We start from the raw sequence: 19,746 nt of genomic DNA, 5'->3' as shown, positions 1-19,746 counted from the left end.
ACGGGTTTCACCTCATCCGGTCCATCTGGGTGATGAAAGGTTTGTTCAGAGGGGGACCGGGACACAAGGCGCACAACCGCGCGCTCAGGCCTCGTTGCCATCCCGTGATCCGAACGTGATCCGGGTTGCTTCGTGGGGCGCGTGGAACGGGATCGAACATCCGGGCGTCCTTTCCCGTACAGGCTCTGCAACGGGTCCAAGGCCCTCCCGGGCCTCATCTGCATGTCAAGGTTTATGCCGATTTGAACACTTTCCGCATGGCCTTGGTTCCGCAGAGTGAATAAGGGGCCCAATAGCAGATCTCGGCTTGACTCGCCCGGAGCAGCACACTTGTAATTTCACTCGTGTCGTTCAGCCGGAATCGGTAACGGCTACATCACGGGGACGCGAAAGACAGACGAGGGGCGCACATGACCGAGCTGGTGCAGCAACTGCTGGTCGACGACGCGGACGAGGAACTCGGCTGGCAGGAGCGCGCGCTGTGCGCCCAGACCGACCCCGAGTCCTTCTTCCCCGAGAAGGGCGGCTCCACCCGGGAGGCCAAGAAGGTCTGCCTCGCCTGCGAGGTGCGCTCCGAGTGCCTCGAGTACGCCCTCGCCAACGACGAGCGCTTCGGCATCTGGGGCGGTCTGTCCGAGCGTGAGCGGCGCAGGCTGAAGAAGGCGGCCGTCTGACCCCGTATCTCCCGTTCCGTACGTCATCAACGGCCCGTCGCAGGTGGCTTGTCCACAGGCGGCGGGCCGCCCCCATGCCCATCCGTACCCCGGTCGCCGCCCCTCAACGAGGCGCTTCGCGCCGCCCCTTTTGGTTCTCCCGATAGTGTGGTCGCTCGTCCGAGACGCCTCGCCGCCCCCACGGGGCACAGACGTCCACCGCAGTCCATCGAACCGGGGCCCGTACCTCGATGTCCGTGCACAGCCACACGGCAGCCCACAACCCCGCTGCCACTCCAGAGTTCCCGCGTCACGTGGTGACGGCGGTGCTCGTCTCCCACGACGGCGCCCGCTGGCTGCCCGACGCGCTCACCGGGCTGCTCGGCCAGGAGCGCCCCGTCCAGAACGTGGTGGCGGCCGACACCGGCAGCGCGGACGCCTCCGCCCAGCTGGTCACCGACGCCCTCGGCGCCGACCGCGTGCTGCACCTCGCCCGCCGCACCGGCTTCGGCCAGGCCGTCGAGGAAGCGGTGCGGACCGCGCCCGTGCTGACCCCCGAGGAGCTGCCGTACCTGAAGCGGCCGAGCGGCTGGGACCCCGTCACGCGCACCTGGCGCGACGACGCCTACGACCTGCCCGAGCTGCCGCACGGTGAGCCGGTCCAGTGGCTGTGGCTGCTGCACGACGACTGCGCCCCGGACCCCGACGCCCTGGCCCAGCTGCTGCGGGTCGTGGAGAACGAACTGGAACTCGGCCGCGACGACGTGGCCGTCGTCGGCCCCAAACTGCGCGGCTGGTACGACAGACGGCAGTTGCTGGAGGTCGGTGTCTCCATCGCCCACTCCGGCCGCCGCTGGACCGGCCTGGACCGCCGCGAGCAGGACCAGGGCCAGCACGACCACGTCCGCCCGGTGCTGTCGGTGTCCACCGCCGGCATGCTGATCCGGCGCGACGTCTTCGAGCGGCTCGGCGGCTTCGACAAGCGGCTGCCGCTGATGCGCGACGACGTGGACCTCTGCTGGCGCGCCACCGCCGCCGGACTGCGCGTCCTCATCGCCCCCGAGGCGGTCGTACGGCACGCCGAGGCCGCCTCCCGGGAACGCCGTACCGTCGACTGCGTGGGCCGCAGCGCCGCCTCCCCGCACATGGTCGACAAGGCCGGCGCCGTCTACACCCTGTTCGTCAACTCGCGAACGGCCGCGCTGCCGTGGGTGCTGCTGCGCGTCGTGCTCGGCACGCTCCTGCGCACCCTCGCCTATCTCGTCGGCAAGGTCCCCGGACAGGCCGTCGACGAGATCCGCGGCCTGCTGGGCACCCTGCTGCGGCCCGAACGGATCATCGCCGGGCGGCGCAGGCGCGGCGCCCCGCAGATCGACAAGGGAGAACTGCGCGCCCTGTTCCCGCCGCCCGGCGCGACCGTGCGGGCCACCGTCGAACAGGTCGCGGGCAACTTCTTCAGCGACTCCGACGCCGACGCCGCCTCCGGTGCCGGACGGCACGGCGGTGCCGTCGAGTCCGGGCCGGGCGGCGACGACGCCGACTTCCTGGAGATCGAGCAGTTCGCCCGGCTCAAGCGCATCGCCCGCAAGCCCGGCCCGATGCTCTTCCTGGTGCTGCTGTTCGTCTCCCTCGTCGCCTGCCGCGCCCTGCTCGGCGGCGGCGCGCTCGCGGGCGGCGCCCTGCTGCCCGCCCCGGCCGACGCGAGCGAGCTGTGGTCGCGCTACACCGACTCCTGGCACGCCGTAGGCGCCGGCGGCACCCCGTCCGCGCCGCCGTACCTGGCGATCGTGGCGACGCTGGCCTCCGTGCTGTTCGGCTCGACCGGACTCGCGGTGACGGTCCTGACGGTCTGCTCGGTGCCCCTGGCCGGCTTCACCGCCTACTTCGCCTCCCGCCCGCTCGTCGAGTCGCGCCTGCTGCGCGCCTGGGCGGCCGTGGTCTACGCCTTCCTGCCCGCCGCCACCGGCGCGCTCGCCGGCGGCCGCATCGGCACCGCCGTCCTCGCCGTCCTGCTGCCGCTCATCGCGCGCGCGGGCATCGCCGCGAGCGGTACCACGAACGCCTCGGGAGCCCGCGGCAGCTGGCGTGCCACCTGGGCGTACGCACTGCTGCTGACCATCACCACGGCCTTCACGCCGATCGTGTGGCCGATCGCGCTGATCCTCGGCATCGCGGTGCTGGTGCTGCGCCGAGCCGACATCACCGCCTACGGCCTGCGCTTCCTGGCCCAGCTCGGCTCGCCCCTCCTGGTGCTCGCGCCCTGGTCGCTGACACTGCTGCCGTTCGGCTTCTTCAAGCAGGCCGGACTCGACTACGGCCCCTCGGCCGCCGGCGCGCTCGACCTGCTCGGCATGAGCCCCGGCGGGCCGGGCACGGTCGACGGGCTGATGCTGATCGGCGTCGTGCTGGCCGCGCTGGCCGCCCTGATGCGCTCGGAACGCCAGTCCGCGATCCGGACGGCCTGGGCGGTCGCGCTGGTGGGTCTGGTCTTCGCCGTGCTGTCCAACCGGTCCACCTGGGCCGGTCCGGCCACCCTCGTCTACGGCATCGCCCTGCTCGCCGCCGCCGCACTCGGTGCCGACGGCGCACGCGCGCGCGTGGCCGAGCAGAGCTTCGGCTGGCGCCAGCCGGTGGCCGCGCTGATCGCCTTCGCCTCGCTCGCCGGCCCGCTGCTGGTCGCTGCGGGCTGGATGATCCGCGGCGCCGACGGACCGGTGGAACGACGCGACCCCACACAGGTGCCCGCGTTCGTCGCCGAGGAGAGCGGCACCAGCGACCAGGCCCGCACCCTTGTCCTGGACAGCGACTCCGCCGCCCGCGTCGGCTACACCCTGGTCCGCGGCTCCGGCGCCCGCCTGGGCGACGCCGAGGCCGCAGCGGCCGACGGCGAGAACAGCGCGCTCGACAAGGTCGTCGCCAACCTGGTCGCCGGCTCCGGCGCCGACCAGTCCGACCAGCTCGGCAAGTTCGCCGTGCGCTACGTCCTGGTCCACAAGGGCGCCCCCCGCGAGGTCACCCGCGTCCTGGACGCCACCCCGGGCCTGTCCCGCCTCAGCCAGCAGGACGGCAGCGCCCTGTGGCGGGTCGACCAGGAGGTCGCCCGCGCGACGATCGTGACCGCCTCGGGCTCCGGCACCCCGCAGCCCGTGGCCGCCGGCCCCGTCGACATCCACACCACCGTCCCGGCCGGAGCCGACGGCCGCGTCCTGCGGCTGGCCGACACCGCCTCCGAGGGCTGGACGGCCACCCTGGACGGCAGGCCGCTCACCCGCAAAACCGTCGACGGCTGGGCCCAGGGCTTCGAACTGCCCGCCTCCGGAGGCAGGCTGGACGTCACCTACGACGAGCCGGTCACCCACACCGCCTGGCTGTGGGCGCAGGGCCTCCTCGCCGTCGTCCTCGTCGTCATGGCCCTGCCCGGCCGTCGGCGCGACGTCGACGACGATCTCCCCGAGGAGCCGGCGATCCCCGCCCAGCCCGTCGTGGGCGAGGGCCGCCGCGCCCGCCGCCTGCGCGCCCAGTCGGAGGCCGAGGAAGGCGCGCCGGAGGAGGAGTTCCCGGCCCCTCCCGCGGAGGAGGCACCGGTCGCGGTCCCGCAGCAGTCGTACGGCGACTGGGACCGGACGAGCTACCAGGGCGCCGCGTACGACCCCTACGGCAACGAGCAGTACCAGGACGCCCAGCAGTACCCGGCGGGCGCGTACGACCAGACGTACCAGGCGAACCCGTACCAGGGCGGCCAGTACGACCCGTACGCCTACGGCGACTCCCAGGGAGGGTACGACCAGACGTACGACCCGACGGCCTATCAGCAGCAGGGCTACGACCCCGCGTACGACCCGGCGCAGCAGCAGCACCCGCACGCCCCTGAGCGCCCCGACGGGAGTCAGCAGTGAACCGCACCACCCTCTCCCTGTTCGCCGGCACGGCCGCCCTCGCCGCCATCACGGGCGTCGCCTCGCTCACCGCGCCGGGCGCCTCCGGCGCGAACACCGCCAAGGCGGCCGCCGAACTGCCCGTGGAACGCACCACGTTGCTGTGCCCGGCGCCCAGCGCCTCCGACCTCGCCGACACGGCGTACACCTCGTACACGCCCCTCACCAAGGGCACGGCGGGCGACGGCAAGGCCGAACTCCAGGCCGCGACCGAGCAGTCGGACGGTGCGACGAGCGGCGGCAAGGGCACGAAGGACAAGAAGGGCAAAGGCAAGAAGACGGCCGACAAGCCGGTCCTCACGCCCAAGGAGCCCGGCACCCCGGTCACGGGCGACACCTCCGGCGCCGACACGCCCGCGCTGATCGGCACCGCCGAGGGCAAGTTCGCGCCGGGCTGGGCGGTGCAGGAGACCACCGAGGTCGCGGCGGGCACCGGGCGCGGTCTGCAGGGCGTCAACTGCACCGCGCCGGACACGGAGTTCTGGTTCCCGGGCGCCAGCACGGTCGCCGACCGCACCGACTACGTCCACCTGACCAACCCGGACGACTCGGCCGCCGTCGTCGACATCGAGCTCTACGGCAAGGACGGTGCCCTGAAGTCGACGGTGGGGGAGGGCATCACCGTCGCACCGCACTCCAGCGACCCGGTCCTGCTGTCCACGCTGACCGACGAGAAGCAGACCGACCTCACCGTGCACGTGAACGTGCGCAGCGGGCGGGTGGGCGCCGCCGTGCAGGCCCTGGACGACAAGACGGGCGGCGACTGGCTGGCCGCCGCCGACGACGGGGCGGGCAGCCTCGTCATGCCCGGCATCCCCAAGGACGCCACGTCGGTCCGTCTGATCGCCTTCACGCCGGGCGACGCGGACGCCGACCTGAAGGTGCGCCTCACCTCCCCGTCCGGGCTGATCACGCCCGCCGGCAACGAGACGCTGCACGTCAAGGCGGGGATGACCAGCGCGGTCGACCTCGGTGCCGTCACCCGCGGCGAGGCCGGCTCGCTGGTCCTGACCCCCACGGGCCGGTCGGTGCCGGTCGTGGCGGCGCTGAAGGTCGTACGCGGCAAGCCCGGCAAGCAGGAGACGGCGTTCCTCCCGGCCACCGCCCCGGTCGGCACGCGCGCGACGTCGGCGGACAACAGCGGCAAGGGCTCCACCCTGTCGATCACGGCGCCGACCCGCACCGCCCGGGTGAAGGTCACCGCGTCCGCCGGCAGCGACGGCGGCTCGGCGGTGTCGAAGACGTACACCGTCAAGGCCGGTACCACCCAGGACGTCGACGCCCCGGTGCCGAACGGCGCGAAGGGCACGTACGCGTTGACGGTCGAGACGCTCTCGGGCGGCCCGGTGTACGCGTCCCGGACCCTGTCGGCCACGGAGGGCGGCGTCCCCGGCTTCACGATCCAGACGCTGCCGGACGACCGGGGGCTGGTGTCGGTGCCGCAGGCGGACGAGGACCTCTCCGTCCTGCAGAAGTGAGCGCGGCCGGCGGGGCTCAGTCCTCGCCGTACCGCGGGTCCACCGTCTCCGGGGTCAGCCCCAGCAGCTCGGCGACCTGCTCCACGACGACCTCGTGCACCAGGGCGGCCCGCTCGTCGCGTCCCTTGGTGCGGATCTCCACCGGCCGCCGGTAGACGACCACGCGCGCGGGACGTCCGTCGCGCGCGGAGATCGTCCCGCCCAGGGGCACCGCCTCGTCGTTCCACGTCTGCCCGGGCCCGTCCAGCCGCGGCACCTCGAGGACCAGGAAATCGATGTCGGCGAGCTGCGGCCAGCGCCGCTCCAGCCGTTCCACGGAGTCCTGGACCAGGTCCGCGAACAGGTCGGCGCGGCTCGCGGCGAGCGGCACCTGGGGCGGTGCGATAGGGCCGCGCATGCCCCGGCCGTGGCGGTCACGACGGCGGGGCCCGGGGCGGCCGGCGGCACGGTGCGGTACGGGGTTGTCCATCACTGGTGAAGCGTAGTCCCCGCCGAGTCCGGCCGCCCGGCCCCACACGGCATCCCGGACACCGTTCGGCCACCGGGGACGGCATGTCACAGGTTGACCATTCCAGCCAAGGTTGGGCTCGATTCCGTATCTCTCCGAGACCGCCGACGTCGAGGCAAATGACGGTGTTTGTACGGAGTGTTGATCGGACGGCGGATCGCGCGACGGCCGGCGGACGCGCGTCCGCCCAGGTCAGCAAGGTGTGGCGAAAGGGGCGTGTGGGGCGATTCACACCACGACACGGTGGAGTGACCTGGTGGAGAGTCGTCGCGGCCCGCTCAAGAGTGCGGTACCGTCCAACGTCGTGAGCCCTGTACGTCGCTGTTCGCGCACCGCCTGCGGCCGACCCGCCGTCGCGACGCTGACGTACGTCTACGCCGACTCGACCGCGGTCCTCGGCCCGCTCGCCACCTACGCCGAACCCCACTGCTACGACCTGTGCGCCGAGCACTCCGAGCGCCTCACCGCGCCGCGCGGCTGGGAGGTCGTCCGGCTCCTCGACGGCTCCGCCCCGGCCCGCCCCAGCGGCGACGACCTGGAAGCGCTCGCCAACGCGGTGCGCGAGGCGGCCCGTCCGCAGGAGCGGGCGGCCGAGGCCGGTGGCGGGGCACGCTCGGCGGACCCCATGGAGGTCGCGCGCCGCGGCCACCTGCGGGTGCTGCGCTCTCCGGACAACTGATCCGCGTTCCGGTCCTCGGCTGAAACACCTCCCGCGCGCCTGGCGGGTGCCTTCCCATGCACGCATTGCGGGATGCCTTCCCCTACGCGTGTGACGCGCATCGAGCCATCGAGTCACCGATGTGAGTGAGCCGCGGTCACCGACGCGAGTGATGCGTGCGACGCACGGCCATTGACGCGAGCTTGGCGCGGACACGACCATTCCGTAGGCCGAAGTGAGAAATCGCTTTCCGCATGGCGGAATCGGGGAGGCGCCCGTGTACGTCCAGAAACTCGAACCCGTCGCCGGCTCGCTCGGCCTGTCCGCCCTCGTCGCCGCCCTGCCCCTGGTGATCGTCCTGATCCTGCTCGGCGGCGTCCGCATGAAAGCCCACCTCGCGGGCCTGACAGGCCTTCTGGCGGCCGTTCTGGTCGCCCGGCTCGCCTACGGCATGCCCCTCGGTCAGACGCTCTCCAGCGCCGCCCAGGGTGCCGTCTTCGGCCTCTTCCCCATCCTGTGGATCGTCGTCAACGCCCTGTGGGTGTATCGGATGACCGTCCGCACCCGGCACTTCGACATCCTGCGCCGCTCCTTCGGGCGCCTCTCCGACGACCCGCGCATCCAGGCGCTCGTCGTCGCCTTCTGCTTCGGCGCCCTCCTGGAGGCGCTCGCCGGCTTCGGCGCGCCGGTCGCGATCTGCTCGGTCATGCTCGTCGCCCTCGGCTTCGACCCGGTGCGCGCCGCCGTCGTCGCCCTGGTGGCCAACACCGCGCCGGTCGCCTTCGGCGCGATGGGCACGCCGGTCGTGACGCTCGCTCAGGTCACCGGGCTGCCGCTGGACTCCGTGGCCTCCGTGGTGGGCCGTCAGACGCCGCTGCTCGCCCTCGTGGTGCCGCTCGTGCTGGTGTGGCTGGTGGACGGGCGGCGCGGACTGCGCGAGACCTGGGTGCCGGCCCTGGTGTGCGGAGTCGCCTTCGCCGTCGCCCAGTTCGCCGCCTCCAACTACGTCTCCGCTCAACTCGCCGACATCGCCGCCTCCCTGGTGGGGGCGGGCGCCCTGGTCGCCGTACCGCACGCGCGCGTGGCCGCCACCGAGGAGGTGCGCGCGTCCGTGCTGACCGGTGCGCGCAGCGAGGAGCTCGACGAGGAGGACCCGCGCCACGAGGTCGTGCGCGCCTACGCCCCGTACGCCCTGATCGTGGTGATCTTCTCGGTCGCGCAGATCCCCGCGGTCAAGGACTGGCTGGCCGGGGCCACACAGACGTACGACTGGCCCTTCCTGGACGTCGTCGCGCCGGACGGCGAACCGGTCGGCGGCAACGTCTTCACCTGGCCGGTCGTGTCGACCGGCGGCACCCTCGTGCTGCTCGCCGGGCTGTGCACGGCCGCCGTGCTCGGGGTGCACGCGCGCGTGGCGGTCCAGGAGTGGCTGGCGACCGTGCACGAGCTGCGCTTCGCGATCCTGACCGTCACCTCCGTGCTGGCCCTCGCCTACGTCATGAACCTCTCCGGACAGGCGGCGACCATCGGCCACTTCGTGGCGGCCGCCGGCGCCGGGCTGGCCTTCTTGTCGCCGGTCCTCGGCTGGTTCGGCGTGGCCGTCTCCGGCTCGGACACCTCGGCGAACGCCCTCTTCGGGGCCCTCCAGGTCACCGCCGCCCGCGAGTCGGGGCTGTCGCCCGAACTCCTGGCGGCGGCCAACAGCTCCGGCGGCGTCCTGGGCAAGATGATCTCGCCCCAGAATCTCACCATCGCGTGCGCGGCCGTGGGGCTCGCCGGCCGTGAGGGAGACCTGCTGCGCAAGGTGCTGCCCTGGAGCGCGGGGCTGCTGCTGGTGATGTGCCTGATCGTCGTAGGCCAGAGCTCGCCGGTCCTGGAGTGGATGCTGCCCTGAGCGTTCTTACCCTGCTCTGACCTGAGGTTACGGCCCGCGGCGCCGGCTCGGCGTCCGCGCACCGCACGGCCATCCGGTACGGGTAGTTTGGGGCCACCGATAGGACTCCAGGAGGGTTGGCCGTGGCTGCTGATCTGTCACAGATCGTGAAGGCGTACGACGTGCGCGGGGTGGTCCCGGACCAGTGGGACGAGTCACTGGCCGAGCTCTTCGGGGCGGCCTTCGTCCACGTGACCCGGGCGCGCGCGATCGTCGTCGGCCACGACATGCGGCCCTCGTCCCCCGGCCTGTCGCGGGCCTTCGCGCGCGGGGCGGCCGGGCAGGGCGCCGACGTGACCGAGATCGGCCTGTGCTCGACGGACCAGCTGTACTACGCCTCCGGCGCGCTGAACCTGCCGGGCGCGATGTTCACTGCGTCGCACAACCCGGCGCAGTACAACGGCATCAAGCTGTGCCGGGCCGGCGCGGCCCCCGTCGGCCAGGACACGGGCCTGTCCGAGATCCGCGAACTCGCCGAGCGGTGGATGGACTCGGGCGCTCCGCAGCCGGCCGCCGAGCCGGGAACGATCACCGGGCGCGACACGTTGTCGGACTACGCGGCCCACCTCCGCTCCCTCGTCGACCTCACCTCCGTCCGCCCCCTGAAGGTCGTCGTCGACGCGGGCAACGGCATGGGCGGCCACACCGTCCCCACGGTGCTCGACGGCCTGCCCCTGACCGTCGTCCCGATGTACTTCGAACTCGACGGCACGTTCCCGAACCACGAGGCGAACCCCCTGGACCCGGCGAACCTCGTCGACCTGCAGCAGCGGGTCCGCGCGGAGGGCGCCGACCTCGGCCTCGCCTTCGACGGCGACGCCGACCGCTGCTTCGTCATCGACGAGCACGGCGACCCGGTGTCCCCGTCCGCGATCACGGCTCTGGTGGCCGCACGCGAACTGGCGAGGAACGGCGGCAAGGGCGTGATCATCCACAACCTGATCACGTCGTGGTCGGTCCCCGAGGTGGTCCGGGAGCACGGCGGCACCCCGGTCCGCACCAGGGTCGGCCACTCCTTCATCAAGGCCGAGATGGCCACCTCCCGCGCGATCTTCGGCGGCGAGCACTCGGCCCACTACTACTTCAAGGACTTCTGGAACGCCGACACCGGCATGCTGGCGGCCCTGCACGTCCTCGCGGCCCTGGGCGGCCAGGACGGCCCGCTGTCCGCCCTGGTCGCCGAGTACGACCGCTACGTCGGCTCCGGCGAGATCAACTCCACCGTTGCCGACCAAGAGGACCGCGTGGCCGCCATCAAGGCCGCCTACGCCGGCCGCGAGGACATCACCCTGGACGAGCTCGACGGCCTGACGGTCACCTCCACCGACTGGTGGTTCAACGTCCGCCCCTCCAACACCGAACCCCTCCTCCGCCTCAACGCGGAGGCCCGCGACGAGGCGACGATGACGAAGGTCCGGGACGAGGCGCTGGCGATCATTCGCGCGTGAACGCCGCTTCGGCTGTCGGGCGTTCGCATTTCAGCCCGTCCGGCGTTTGAGGACGAGGCCCGTTCAGGGCCGACGGGGGTCCAGGGGGCGGAGCCCCTGGTGGGGTACCGCAAGGGGCGAAGCCCGGAGGACGGGACGGGTAGGGGCGGCGGGGGCGAGAAAAACCCCCGACGGCCACCGCCCGCCCAACCCTCCCCAACCCCACCGAGCCGCCCCCCACGGCGGTACCCTGACCAGGCACATCCGCACAGCCGCCGCACGGGCACGCGCACGCGTACCCACCCCGAAGGGACACCCCATGCCGCTCGAATCCGGCCTCCTGGAGATCCTCGCCTGCCCGGCCTGCCACGCCCCCCTCAAGGAGCAGGACACCGAGCTGATCTGCACAGGTCAGGACTGCGGCCTGGCCTACCCCGTCCGCGACGGCATCCCGGTCCTCCTCGTCGACGAGGCCCGCCGCCCCGCGTGACACAGGGGGCACCGCCTCACCCGCGCGGCACTTCCCGAGGCCCCGCCGCGAGGCCCGCCCGAGGCCCCGCCCCACCCGCGCGGCCCGCCCCGAGGCACCGCCGACCAGTAGACCAGCAGACCCAGCAGACCCACATCTGGACACCGTCCGCCGCACGCACCCCCAAGCCCGCCGCCCCCAGGGACCGGCGATCGGAGGCTGCCGCCCCATGCTCGACGAATCGCTGCTCGACACCCCCGAGGCCCTCTCGGAGGCCGACCGCCGCGGCCTTCTGCGCGGCGCCGCCGAAGCGGGCGCCCGCGTCCGCACCGCCGCCCGGCACGCCGCCGAGGCAGGCGTCAACGACCTCAAGCCGGACGGCCGTCCCCGCGCCGTCCTCATCGCGGGCCCCGGCGCCGCGGCCATCTGCGCCGCCGACCTCCTCGGCACCCTCGCCGGCCCCGGCAGCCCCGTCATCCGCCTCGCCCCCACCGGCGTGGCCCCCGCGGCAGGCGCCCTGCGCTGGGAACTCCCGGGCTGGGCCGGTTCGGTCGACCTGCTCCTGATCACCACCCCCGACGGCAGCGAGCCGGGCCTGTCCCTGCTCGCCGACTCGGCCTACCGCCGCGGCTGCACCGTCGTGGCGGTCGCCCCCTCCCACACCCCCCTCGTGGAGGCGGTGGCCGGCGCCCACGGCCTCTTCGTACCGATGGCGACGGCCCCGTACGAGCAGGACGAACCGCTGGCCGCGTCCGCCCCCGGCGTGCTGTGGGCGCTGCTCACGCCCCTCCTCGTGCTGCTGGACCGCACCGGTCTGCTCTCCGCCCCGCCGGACGCCGTCGAGAAGGTCGCCGACCGCCTCGACCAGGTCGCCGAGCGTTGCGGTCCCGCCATCGCGACCTACAGCAATCCCGCCAAGACGCTCGCCGCCGAACTCGCCGACGCCCTGCCGGTCGTATGGACCGAAGGCGTCTCCGCGGGCCCCGCAGGCCGCCGTTTCGCCGCGGCCCTCGCCGAGCTCTCCGGCACCCCCGCCGTCGTCGCCGAGCTCCCAGAGGCCCTCGCCGCGCACAGTGCGCTGCTCGCCGGACCGCTCGCCGCGAGCGCCGACCCGGAGGACTTCTTCCGGGACCGGGTGGAGGAACCGCCCGCCCTGCACGCGCGCGTGGTGCTGCTCCGCGACCGGCCGATCGGCGGCCTCACCGCCGCCCCGGCCGCCCGCGACCTGGCCCTCAGCCACGACACACCCATCAGCGAACTCGAGCCGCAGCCCGGCGACGAGCTGGAGACCCTCGCCGAACTGATCGCCATCACGGATTTCGCCGCCGTTTACCTGGCGCTCGCCTCAGGGGCCTGATCTTGACGCCTGCGCACTGAGCACAGCCGTACACGCACGCGCGTACCGATCGACCGGCAGAGAGAACCGCATGGACCGCCTGGACAACACCATCCGCCCCTACGCCTGGGGTTCCACCACCGCCATCCCCGCCCTCCTCGGCGTCGAACCGAGCGGCGAACCCCAGGCGGAGCTGTGGATGGGCGCCCACCCCGGTGCCCCTTCGCGCACCGCACGCGGCACCCTGGTGGAGGTGATCGACGCGGCCCCGGAGAAGGAACTGGGCCCCGAGGCCGTCGCCAAGTTCGGCCCCCGCCTGCCCTTCCTCCTCAAGATCCTCGCCGCGGGAGCCCCGCTCTCCCTCCAGGTCCACCCCGACCTGGCACAGGCGAGGGAGGGTTACGAGGACGAGGAGCGCCGGAGCATCCCCGTCGACGCCCCCCACCGCAACTACAAGGACGCCAACCACAAGCCCGAACTGATCTGCGCGCTCACCGAGTTCGACGGACTGTGCGGCTTTCGCGACCCGCTGCGGGCGGCCGAACTGCTCGACGGCCTCGGCGTCGACTCCCTCAAGCCCTACGTCGACCTGCTCCACGCCCACCCCGAGGACGCGGCCCTGCGCGAGGTCCTCACGGCGATCCTCACCGCCGACCCCGGGGAGATGCGCCACACGGTCACCGAGGCCGCGTCCGCCTGCGACCGCCTGGGCGGCGCGTACGCCCCCTACGCCGACATCGCCCACCACTACCCGGGCGACCCGGGCGTGATCGCCGCGATGCTCCTCAACCACGTGCGTCTGCAGCCCGGCGAGGCGCTCTTCCTCGGCGCCGGCATCCCGCACGCCTACCTCAACGGCCTCGGCGTCGAGATCATGGCCAACTCCGACAACGTCCTGCGCTGCGGCCTCACCCCCAAGCACGTCGACGTTCCCGAACTCCTGCGCATCGTCCGCTTCGAGGCGAGCGACCCGGGCGTCCTGCGCCCCGAGGCCTCCCCGGACGGCGAGGAGGTCTACGAGACCCCGATCGACGAGTTCCGGCTCTCGCGGTACGTCCTCCCCGAGGGCGGTACGACTCACGACCTCACCCGCGAGACCCCGCAGATCCTGCTGTGCACGGCCGGTTCGGTGCGGGCGGGGGAGGAGGAACTGACACCGGGCACATCCGTGTTCGTCCCCGCCGGCGAGAACGCCGAGGTGTCCGGCGCGGGAACGGTCTTCCGGGCCACTGTGATCGTATGACCGGGGTTGTGGGTACCTGACGGGCCGTCGCCGGTCCGGGCTGCAAGAATGGCCCACCGGCAAAGGACGGGCAAAGGCCTGGACGGCGTACACGTACGAAGGCGAAGGGACAACGCGGACACATGAGCGCGTCAGGCGGCACCAGAGCGATCGTGGCGGCACTCGGCGCCAACCTCGCGATCGCGGCATCGAAGTTCGTTGCGTTCGCGTTCAGTGGCTCGTCCTCGATGCTCGCCGAGGGCGTCCACTCCCTCGCCGACTCCGGCAACCAGTTCCTGCTGCTGGTCGGCGGCAAGAAGGCCCAGCGCGAGGCGACCCCGCAGCACCCCTTCGGCTACGGCCGCGAGCGGTACATCTACGCCTTCCTGGTGTCCATCGTCCTGTTCTCGATCGGCGGCATGTTCGCCATCTACGAGGGCTACGAGAAGATCCGCCACCCGCACGAACTGGAGCACTGGTACTGGCCGGTGGGCGTCCTCCTCTTCGCGATCATCGCCGAGGGCTTCTCCTTCAAGACGGCCATCAAGGAGTCGAACGAACTGCGGGGCAAGCTGTCCTGGTCGCAGTTCATCCGCCGCGCCAAGGCGCCCGAGCTGCCCGTCGTCCTGCTGGAGGACTTCGGCGCGCTGATCGGCCTGGTCCTCGCCCTCGGCGGCGTCGGCATGGCCCTGCTCACAGGCGACGGCGTCTGGGACGGCATCGGCACGGTCTGCATCGGCATCCTGCTCGTCTCCATCGCCCTCGTCCTGGCCGCAGAGACCAAGTCGCTCCTGCTGGGCGAGGCCGCGGGCGTCGAGGACGTCAGGAAGATCGAGGCGGCCGTCGTCGACGACGAAACGGTCACCGGCATCATCCACATGCGCACGCTCCACCTCGGCCCCGAGGAACTCCTGGTCGCGGCGAAGATCGCCGTCCAGCACGACGACACGGCCGCCGAGGTCGCCTCCGCCATCAACGCCGCCGAGGCCCGCATCCGCGCCGCGGTCCCCATCGCCCGCGTGATCTACCTCGAGCCCGACATCTACAGCGAGGCCGAGGCCGCCAAGGGCCCGGACCGGGAGGCGACGCCCGGAGGCCCCGCCCCCCACCCGGCCGGCCACTGACGGGTTTCGGCCCCGTCTTCCGGACCGCGATCGGCTCGATCTGTTCGGAGGTGGACTGGGGTGCTCGGCCCGGCCGGTGTAGCTTGGGGTGGAGCCAGACGTCGCTGCTGATGGCGGTCGGGCGGTCCCACCGCGGACCGACCGAGGGAGAGAGGGCCTCCGACGGACTGCGCTGCGCGCACGCGGGCATGCCTGTGTCCTCTTCTCGGGCACCCCTGTGTCCGCCGCCGCGCAGACCAGCCGTACCCACCTCGCCCCAACCCCGAGGAGCAGCTCGCAATGACGACTGTCGAAAACCGACAGGACTTCAAGGTCGCCGACCTCTCCCTGGCCGAGTTCGGCCGCAAGGAGATCACCCTCGCCGAGCACGAGATGCCCGGCCTGATGGCGATCCGCAAGGAGTACGCCGAGGCCCAGCCGCTGGCCGGCGCCCGCGTCACCGGCTCCCTGCACATGACCGTGCAGACCGCCGTTCTCATCGAGACCCTGGCCGCCCTGGGCGCCGAGGTCCGCTGGGCGTCCTGCAACATCTTCTCCACCCAGGACCACGCGGCCGCCGCCATCGCCGTCGGCCCGAACGGCACGCCCGACAACCCGCAGGGCATCCCGGTCTTCGCCTGGAAGGGCGAGACGCTGGAGGAGTACTGGTGGTGCACCGAGCAGGCGCTGACCTGGCCGGACAGCCCCACCGGCGGCCCGAACATGATCCTCGACGACGGCGGTGACGCCACCCTCCTCGTCCACAAGGGCGTCGAGTACGAGAAGGCCGGCGCCGTCCCCGCTCTGGAGACCGCCGAGTCCGACGAGCACCGCGTCATCCTCCAGCTGCTCCACCGCACCCTGGGCGAGAACCCCCAGAAGTGGACCCAGCTGGCGTCCGAGATCCGGGGCGTGACCGAGGAGACCACCACCGGTGTCCACCGCCTGTACGAGATGCAGCGCGAGGGCTCCCTGCTGTTCCCGGCGATCAACGTCAACGACGCCGTGACCAAGTCGAAGTTCGACAACAAGTACGGCTGCCGCCACTCCCTGATCGACGGCATCAACCGCGCCACCGACGTCCTGATCGGCGGTAAGACGGCGGTCGTCTGCGGTTACGGCGACGTCGGCAAGGGCTGCGCGGAGTCGCTGCGCGGTCAGGGCGCCCGCGTGATCGTCACCGAGATCGACCCGATCTGCGCGCTGCAGGCGGCGATGGACGGCTACCAGGTCACGACGCTGGACGAGGTCGTCGACAAGGCCGACATCTTCATCACCACGACCGGCAACAAGGACATCATCATGGCCTCGGACATGGCCAAGATGAAGCACCAGGCGATCGTCGGCAACATCGGTCACTTCGACAACGAGATCGACATGGCCGGCCTCGCCAAGGTCCCCGGCATCGTCAAGGACGAGGTCAAGCCGCAGGTCCACACCTGGACCTTCCCCGACGGCAAGGTGATCATCGTGCTGTCCGAGGGCCGTCTGCTGAACCTGGGCAACGCCACCGGCCACCCGTCGTTCGTGATGTCCAACTCCTTCGCGGACCAGACCCTGGCCCAGATCGAGCTGTTCACCAAGCCCGACGAGTACCCGACCGGCGTGTACACGCTGCCCAAGCACCTCGACGAGAAGGTCGCCCGTCTCCACCTGGACTCGCTCGGCGTGAAGCTGACCACGCTCCGCCCCGAGCAGGCCGCGTACATCGGCGTCGAGGTCGAGGGCCCGTACAAGTCCGACCACTACCGGTACTGAGCACCGCCACCGGGTCGGTGCGCTGACGCGCCCACCGCCGGTGAGTCCTCAGAGGCAGGCCCCCGCACCCCCGTGTCGGGGGCCTGCCCCTTCGGCCCCGTGGCCCGTCGGCCGGACCAGCCCGTCAAGATCCAGGACCCTCATGCCCCGCGGCCGTTATTCGCTCCACGATCCGCACGACCACACCCCCTTCGCAGAAGAGCACTTCCACTGCGCCCCCGGCCCCTCGGGCTGGCGCTACGTCTCGCAACTGACCACCCCCGCGGGCGACCACCGCGGCTCGGTCGACCTTGCCCTCGACGAACTCGGCCGCCCCATCCGCATGGAGCTCCACTCCGCCGGATGGCAGGTGCGCGGCGTCGCGCTGGACGGCGTCACCTGGGTCCGTACGGACCCCACCGGAGCTCATGCCACCGAAGGCAATGTGCGCGCCCACGCCTTCACCGGCACGTCCCCCGCGTTCCTCGTCGCCACCACCCGTCTCCTGCGCCTCACCCCTTCCGCCTCAGCAACCCGCGTACGCCTCGTCGCCTTCACGGACCCCGTCCTCGCCCCACGCACCGTGGACCAGTCCTGGACCTTGCTGAACAGAGAAGCACACGCCACTGACAACGGCCCTCTGACCGTGGACGAATACCAGGTCACAGCCCTGGACACCGGCGAGCAGCACTCCGTGCACATCGCGGGAGACGTGGTCCTCGCGGCGCCCGGAATCGAGCTGGAAGACCTCGAGTCACCGCCGTCAGCCTTCGCCTGAAGCGGAGGGACCTGCGGGCACCGAGGCGACGGAACTAGGCCGGCGGTACGAACCCTGTCGCCCCCGTCTTACCGGTGCCCTCCGTCGCGGGGCGCTCGGCAGGCGGCGCGGCCGCAGGCATGGAGGGCGGCGCGTCCGTCGGCGCGGCCGGCTGAGCCTCGTACGGCGGCATAGCGGGCTGAGCCGCGTACGGCGGCATGGCCGGCCGAGACTCGTACGCCGCCGTCGGAGCAGGACCCGCCACCGCGCCGTTCCCGAAGGCCCGCCGCACCTCGCGGGCCTGCCGCTCCTGCACCACGGCGGCGAGATAGGCCGTCGGCGGCACACCCTGCGGAACAGGAGTACCCGTACGAGCGGCCACATCGGACGCGAGCCGTTCCGCCATGGCCCAGCCCACCTGCGGGTCGAGCTGATGCATCCGAGTCAGGTACTGACGCACCGCCAGCCACAGCCCGTCGGGCACCGCGGACAGATCGAGCTCCGAGAACCGTCCGGCCAGCCACGGCGGAGGCGGAGGCAGAAAACCGGTCCGTGCGGCGGGTACTCGTTCCCGTACGACGAGAGTCCCGGCGAAGACGTCCCCGAGCCGCCGCCCGCGCGACGACACGAGTGACGCGATACAGGCGATGACACCGAAGGTCATCAGGATCTCCACCACGCCGATCAAGCCACGGACCAGTGCATGCCGAAACCGGATCGGCCCGCCGTCGTCGCGCACCACCCGCAGTCCACACGCCAGCTTCCCGAGGGACCGCCCGTGACTGAGGGTCTCGACCGCGATCGGCGCCCCCACCAGCAACAGGACGAAGGTCGAGATCGACACCGCGAACTGCGCTGCGTCATCCAAAGAAGCCGTGGCGGCGACCAGCGCGATGGTCACGACGACGTAGGCGGCCACGGCCACCACCAGATCCAGCAACACCGCGAGCGCCCTGCTGGGCAGCCTCGCGGGGCGCAACTCCAGCGCCACCGCCTCGCCCGTCACCAGCTCACTCACGCCCGCCGCCCTTCCCTGGTCTGCCCTCGCAGCGGCCAGTCTGCCAAGCTGAGGGCGCATCGCGCCGCAGTACGACAAGCTGACATCAACGACGGGCCAGCGACGACAGCCGAGGAGCAGCCGAACCGATGGACCTCGACGTCTTCGTCACGACCCACCGGGCCGAATGGGACCGCCTCGACGCGCTCCTGGGACGTCAACGCCGTCTCACCGGAGCCGAGGCCGACGAACTCGTCTCGCTCTACCAGCGCACGGCGACCCATCTCTCCCTGATCCAGTCCAGCGCGCCCGACCCCCAGCTCACCGGACGACTGAGCCAACTCGTGGCACGCGCGCGTAGCGCGGTGACGGGAACCCGGCGCGCCTCCTGGAGAGACGTCACACGCTTCCTCACCCAAGGTTTCCCGTCGGCCGTCTACAGATCGCGCCGCTGGTGGGTGCCCACCGCCCTCCTGTCGATCCTTGTCTCCGTCCTCCTGGGCTGGTGGATCGGCACCCACCCGGACGTCCAGGCCACCATCGCGGCCCCCAATGAGCTGCGGGAGCTCACGCGCCCCGGGGGCCAGTACGAGACGTACTACTCCAGCCACCCCGCAGCGTCCTTCGCCGCCCAGGTGTGGACGAACAACGCCTGGGCGGCCGCCCTGTGCCTCATCCTCGGTGTCTTCCTGGGCCTGCCGGTCCTCTGGCTCCTCTTCCAGAACATGCTCAATCTCGGCGTCGGCTTCGGGCTGATGTCGTCCGTCGGCCGGCTCGACACCTTCCTCGGTCTAGTCCTGCCCCACGGCCTGCTCGAACTGACCGCGGTCTTCGTGGCCGCCGGAACCGGTCTCCGGCTCGGCTGGACCGTCGTCGATCCGGGTCCCCGTTCCCGTCGCACGGCCCTGGCCGAGGAAGGCCGTGCGGCCATCGGCATGGCGATCGGCCTCGCCCTGGTCCTCTTCGTCTCCGGTGCCATCGAAGGCTTCGTCACCCCTTCCGGCCTGCCCACTTGGGCACGCATCGGCATCGGCGTCGTCGCCGAGTTGACCTTCCTCGCGTACGTCTTCGTCCTGGGCGGCCGAGCGGCCCGCGCCGGCGAGACGGGCGACGTCGAGGCGGCCGAGCGAAGCGCCACGGTGCCGACGGCGGCCTGATGTGCATACGAGCCCGCTGAGCTGTTACTCTCTTCCTCGCCCCAACGGAGCCGTTGACACGGACCGCTAGGGGAGGTAGATTCGAACAGTTGCCTGGAACTGGGTTCAACCGGTCGGCAACAGTGAGTGTCTGTCTGCTTCTCGGAACTTCGATTTCGACGAAGCCACTCCCGATGAATCGGAAAATTAGCGGCCGGTCAGACCGGCTCGAAACTTCTGATAAAGTCGGATCCGCCGGAAAGGAAACCGCGAAACAAAAGCGGGAACCTGGAAAGCACCGAGGAAATCGGATCGGAAAAAGATCTGATAGAGTCGGAAACGCAAGACCGAAGGGAAGCCCGGAGGAAAGCCCGAGAGGGTGAGTACAAAGGAAGCG

The 19,746-nt window shown here is 71.8% G+C and carries 16 protein-coding genes; 13 read left to right on the top strand and 3 right to left on the bottom strand.

Annotated elements, in window-relative coordinates:
* Positions 1-410: 410 nt before the first annotated feature.
* The 3 genes from ACIGDI_RS42420 (at position 411) to ACIGDI_RS42410 (ending at position 6,066) form a co-directional block, all read left to right on the top strand.
* A complete protein-coding gene (locus ACIGDI_RS42420; RefSeq protein ID WP_003975777.1) occupies positions 411-674 on the top strand; it encodes a WhiB family transcriptional regulator in 264 nt (87 codons plus the stop codon).
* Positions 675-904: 230 nt separating this feature from the next.
* On the top strand, positions 905-4,549 hold the full coding sequence (locus ACIGDI_RS42415) for a glycosyltransferase (RefSeq protein ID WP_399908128.1): 3,645 nt from the start codon (positions 905-907) through the stop codon (positions 4,547-4,549).
* Positions 4,546-6,066: a DUF5719 family protein gene (locus ACIGDI_RS42410; RefSeq protein WP_399908125.1), complete on the top strand. Its 1,521-nt coding sequence runs from the start codon at positions 4,546-4,548 to the stop codon at positions 6,064-6,066. Before ACIGDI_RS42415 ends, ACIGDI_RS42410 begins: the two co-directional genes overlap by 4 nt.
* A 16-nt stretch (positions 6,067-6,082) precedes the next feature.
* Here ACIGDI_RS42410 and ACIGDI_RS42405 read toward each other — a convergent pair whose 3' ends face one another.
* Complete coding sequence (locus ACIGDI_RS42405; RefSeq protein WP_200705041.1) at positions 6,083-6,535, bottom strand: metallopeptidase family protein; 453 nt, start codon at positions 6,533-6,535, stop codon at positions 6,083-6,085.
* A 295-nt stretch (positions 6,536-6,830) separates the two neighbouring features.
* Here ACIGDI_RS42405 and ACIGDI_RS42400 point away from each other — a divergent pair, with 295 nt between their 5' ends.
* The 9 genes from ACIGDI_RS42400 (at position 6,831) to ACIGDI_RS42360 (ending at position 17,237) form a co-directional block, all read left to right on the top strand.
* Positions 6,831-7,253: a DUF3499 domain-containing protein gene (locus tag ACIGDI_RS42400; protein WP_200705038.1), complete on the top strand. Its 423-nt coding sequence runs from the start codon at positions 6,831-6,833 to the stop codon at positions 7,251-7,253.
* Between the two features lie 256 nt (positions 7,254-7,509).
* The gene (locus ACIGDI_RS42395; RefSeq protein WP_399908122.1) at positions 7,510-9,126 is read left to right on the top strand and encodes an L-lactate permease; all 1,617 of its coding nucleotides are present in this window, start codon (positions 7,510-7,512) and stop codon (positions 9,124-9,126) included.
* Between the two features lie 122 nt (positions 9,127-9,248).
* Positions 9,249-10,613 carry a phosphomannomutase/phosphoglucomutase gene (locus tag ACIGDI_RS42390; protein WP_399908119.1) on the top strand — a complete coding sequence of 455 codons (1,365 nt, stop codon included), beginning with the start codon at positions 9,249-9,251 and terminating at the stop codon, positions 10,611-10,613.
* 298 nt (positions 10,614-10,911) lie between these two features.
* Positions 10,912-11,082, top strand: coding sequence for a Trm112 family protein (locus tag ACIGDI_RS42385; RefSeq protein ID WP_079078118.1), 171 nt, complete (start codon positions 10,912-10,914; stop codon positions 11,080-11,082).
* Between the two features lie 208 nt (positions 11,083-11,290).
* A complete protein-coding gene (locus ACIGDI_RS42380; protein ID WP_399908114.1) occupies positions 11,291-12,418 on the top strand; it encodes an SIS domain-containing protein in 1,128 nt (375 codons plus the stop codon).
* Between the two features lie 70 nt (positions 12,419-12,488).
* A complete protein-coding gene (gene manA / locus ACIGDI_RS42375; protein WP_399908112.1) occupies positions 12,489-13,640 on the top strand; it encodes a mannose-6-phosphate isomerase, class I in 1,152 nt (383 codons plus the stop codon).
* A 122-nt stretch (positions 13,641-13,762) separates the two neighbouring features.
* On the top strand, positions 13,763-14,743 hold the full coding sequence (locus ACIGDI_RS42370) for a cation diffusion facilitator family transporter (protein WP_399908109.1): 981 nt from the start codon (positions 13,763-13,765) through the stop codon (positions 14,741-14,743).
* 279 nt (positions 14,744-15,022) lie between these two features.
* Entirely contained in the window at positions 15,023-16,480 is a 1,458-nt protein-coding gene (gene ahcY, locus ACIGDI_RS42365; RefSeq protein WP_399908107.1) for an adenosylhomocysteinase, read from the top strand.
* Positions 16,481-16,622: 142 nt separating this feature from the next.
* The gene (locus ACIGDI_RS42360; protein WP_399908104.1) at positions 16,623-17,237 is read left to right on the top strand and encodes a hypothetical protein; all 615 of its coding nucleotides are present in this window, start codon (positions 16,623-16,625) and stop codon (positions 17,235-17,237) included.
* Between the two features lie 34 nt (positions 17,238-17,271).
* Here the strand turns inward: ACIGDI_RS42360 and ACIGDI_RS42355 are convergent, their stop codons facing one another.
* Positions 17,272-18,234, bottom strand: coding sequence for an RDD family protein (locus ACIGDI_RS42355; RefSeq protein ID WP_399908101.1), 963 nt, complete (start codon positions 18,232-18,234; stop codon positions 17,272-17,274).
* Positions 18,235-18,362: 128 nt separating this feature from the next.
* Here ACIGDI_RS42355 and ACIGDI_RS42350 point away from each other — a divergent pair, with 128 nt between their 5' ends.
* Positions 18,363-19,370, top strand: a complete 1,008-nt coding sequence (locus ACIGDI_RS42350; RefSeq protein WP_399908099.1) for a stage II sporulation protein M — start codon at positions 18,363-18,365, stop codon at positions 19,368-19,370.
* A gap of 186 nt (positions 19,371-19,556) precedes the next feature.
* Here the strand turns inward: ACIGDI_RS42350 and ACIGDI_RS42345 are convergent.
* Positions 19,557-19,746, bottom strand: a 190-nt coding sequence (locus ACIGDI_RS42345; protein ID WP_399908096.1) for a hypothetical protein, incomplete at its 5' end; no start/stop codon positions are given.

Source organism: Streptomyces sp. NPDC085900 (assembly GCF_044540925.1).
GTDB classification, from domain to species: Bacteria; Actinomycetota; Actinomycetes; order Streptomycetales; family Streptomycetaceae; genus Streptomyces; species Streptomyces gilvifuscus.
This window is presented reverse-complemented; position numbering and strand designations above follow the sequence as displayed.

Excerpts from the sequence above, each read along its gene's own strand:
- ahcY (WP_399908107.1), top strand. The coding sequence starts at position 15,023 with ATGACGACTGTCGAAAACCGACAGGACTTCAAGGTCGCCGACCTCTCC.
- manA (WP_399908112.1), top strand. The coding sequence starts at position 12,489 with ATGGACCGCCTGGACAACACCATCCGCCCCTACGCCTGGGGTTCCACC.
- ACIGDI_RS42405 (WP_200705041.1), bottom strand. The coding sequence starts at position 6,535 with ATGGACAACCCCGTACCGCACCGTGCCGCCGGCCGCCCCGGGCCCCGC.
- ACIGDI_RS42360 (WP_399908104.1), top strand. The coding sequence starts at position 16,623 with ATGCCCCGCGGCCGTTATTCGCTCCACGATCCGCACGACCACACCCCC.
- ACIGDI_RS42385 (WP_079078118.1), top strand. The coding sequence starts at position 10,912 with ATGCCGCTCGAATCCGGCCTCCTGGAGATCCTCGCCTGCCCGGCCTGC.
- ACIGDI_RS42380 (WP_399908114.1), top strand. The coding sequence starts at position 11,291 with ATGCTCGACGAATCGCTGCTCGACACCCCCGAGGCCCTCTCGGAGGCC.
- ACIGDI_RS42350 (WP_399908099.1), top strand. The coding sequence starts at position 18,363 with ATGGACCTCGACGTCTTCGTCACGACCCACCGGGCCGAATGGGACCGC.
- ACIGDI_RS42420 (WP_003975777.1), top strand. The coding sequence starts at position 411 with ATGACCGAGCTGGTGCAGCAACTGCTGGTCGACGACGCGGACGAGGAA.
- ACIGDI_RS42415 (WP_399908128.1), top strand. The coding sequence starts at position 905 with ATGTCCGTGCACAGCCACACGGCAGCCCACAACCCCGCTGCCACTCCA.
- ACIGDI_RS42370 (WP_399908109.1), top strand. The coding sequence starts at position 13,763 with ATGAGCGCGTCAGGCGGCACCAGAGCGATCGTGGCGGCACTCGGCGCC.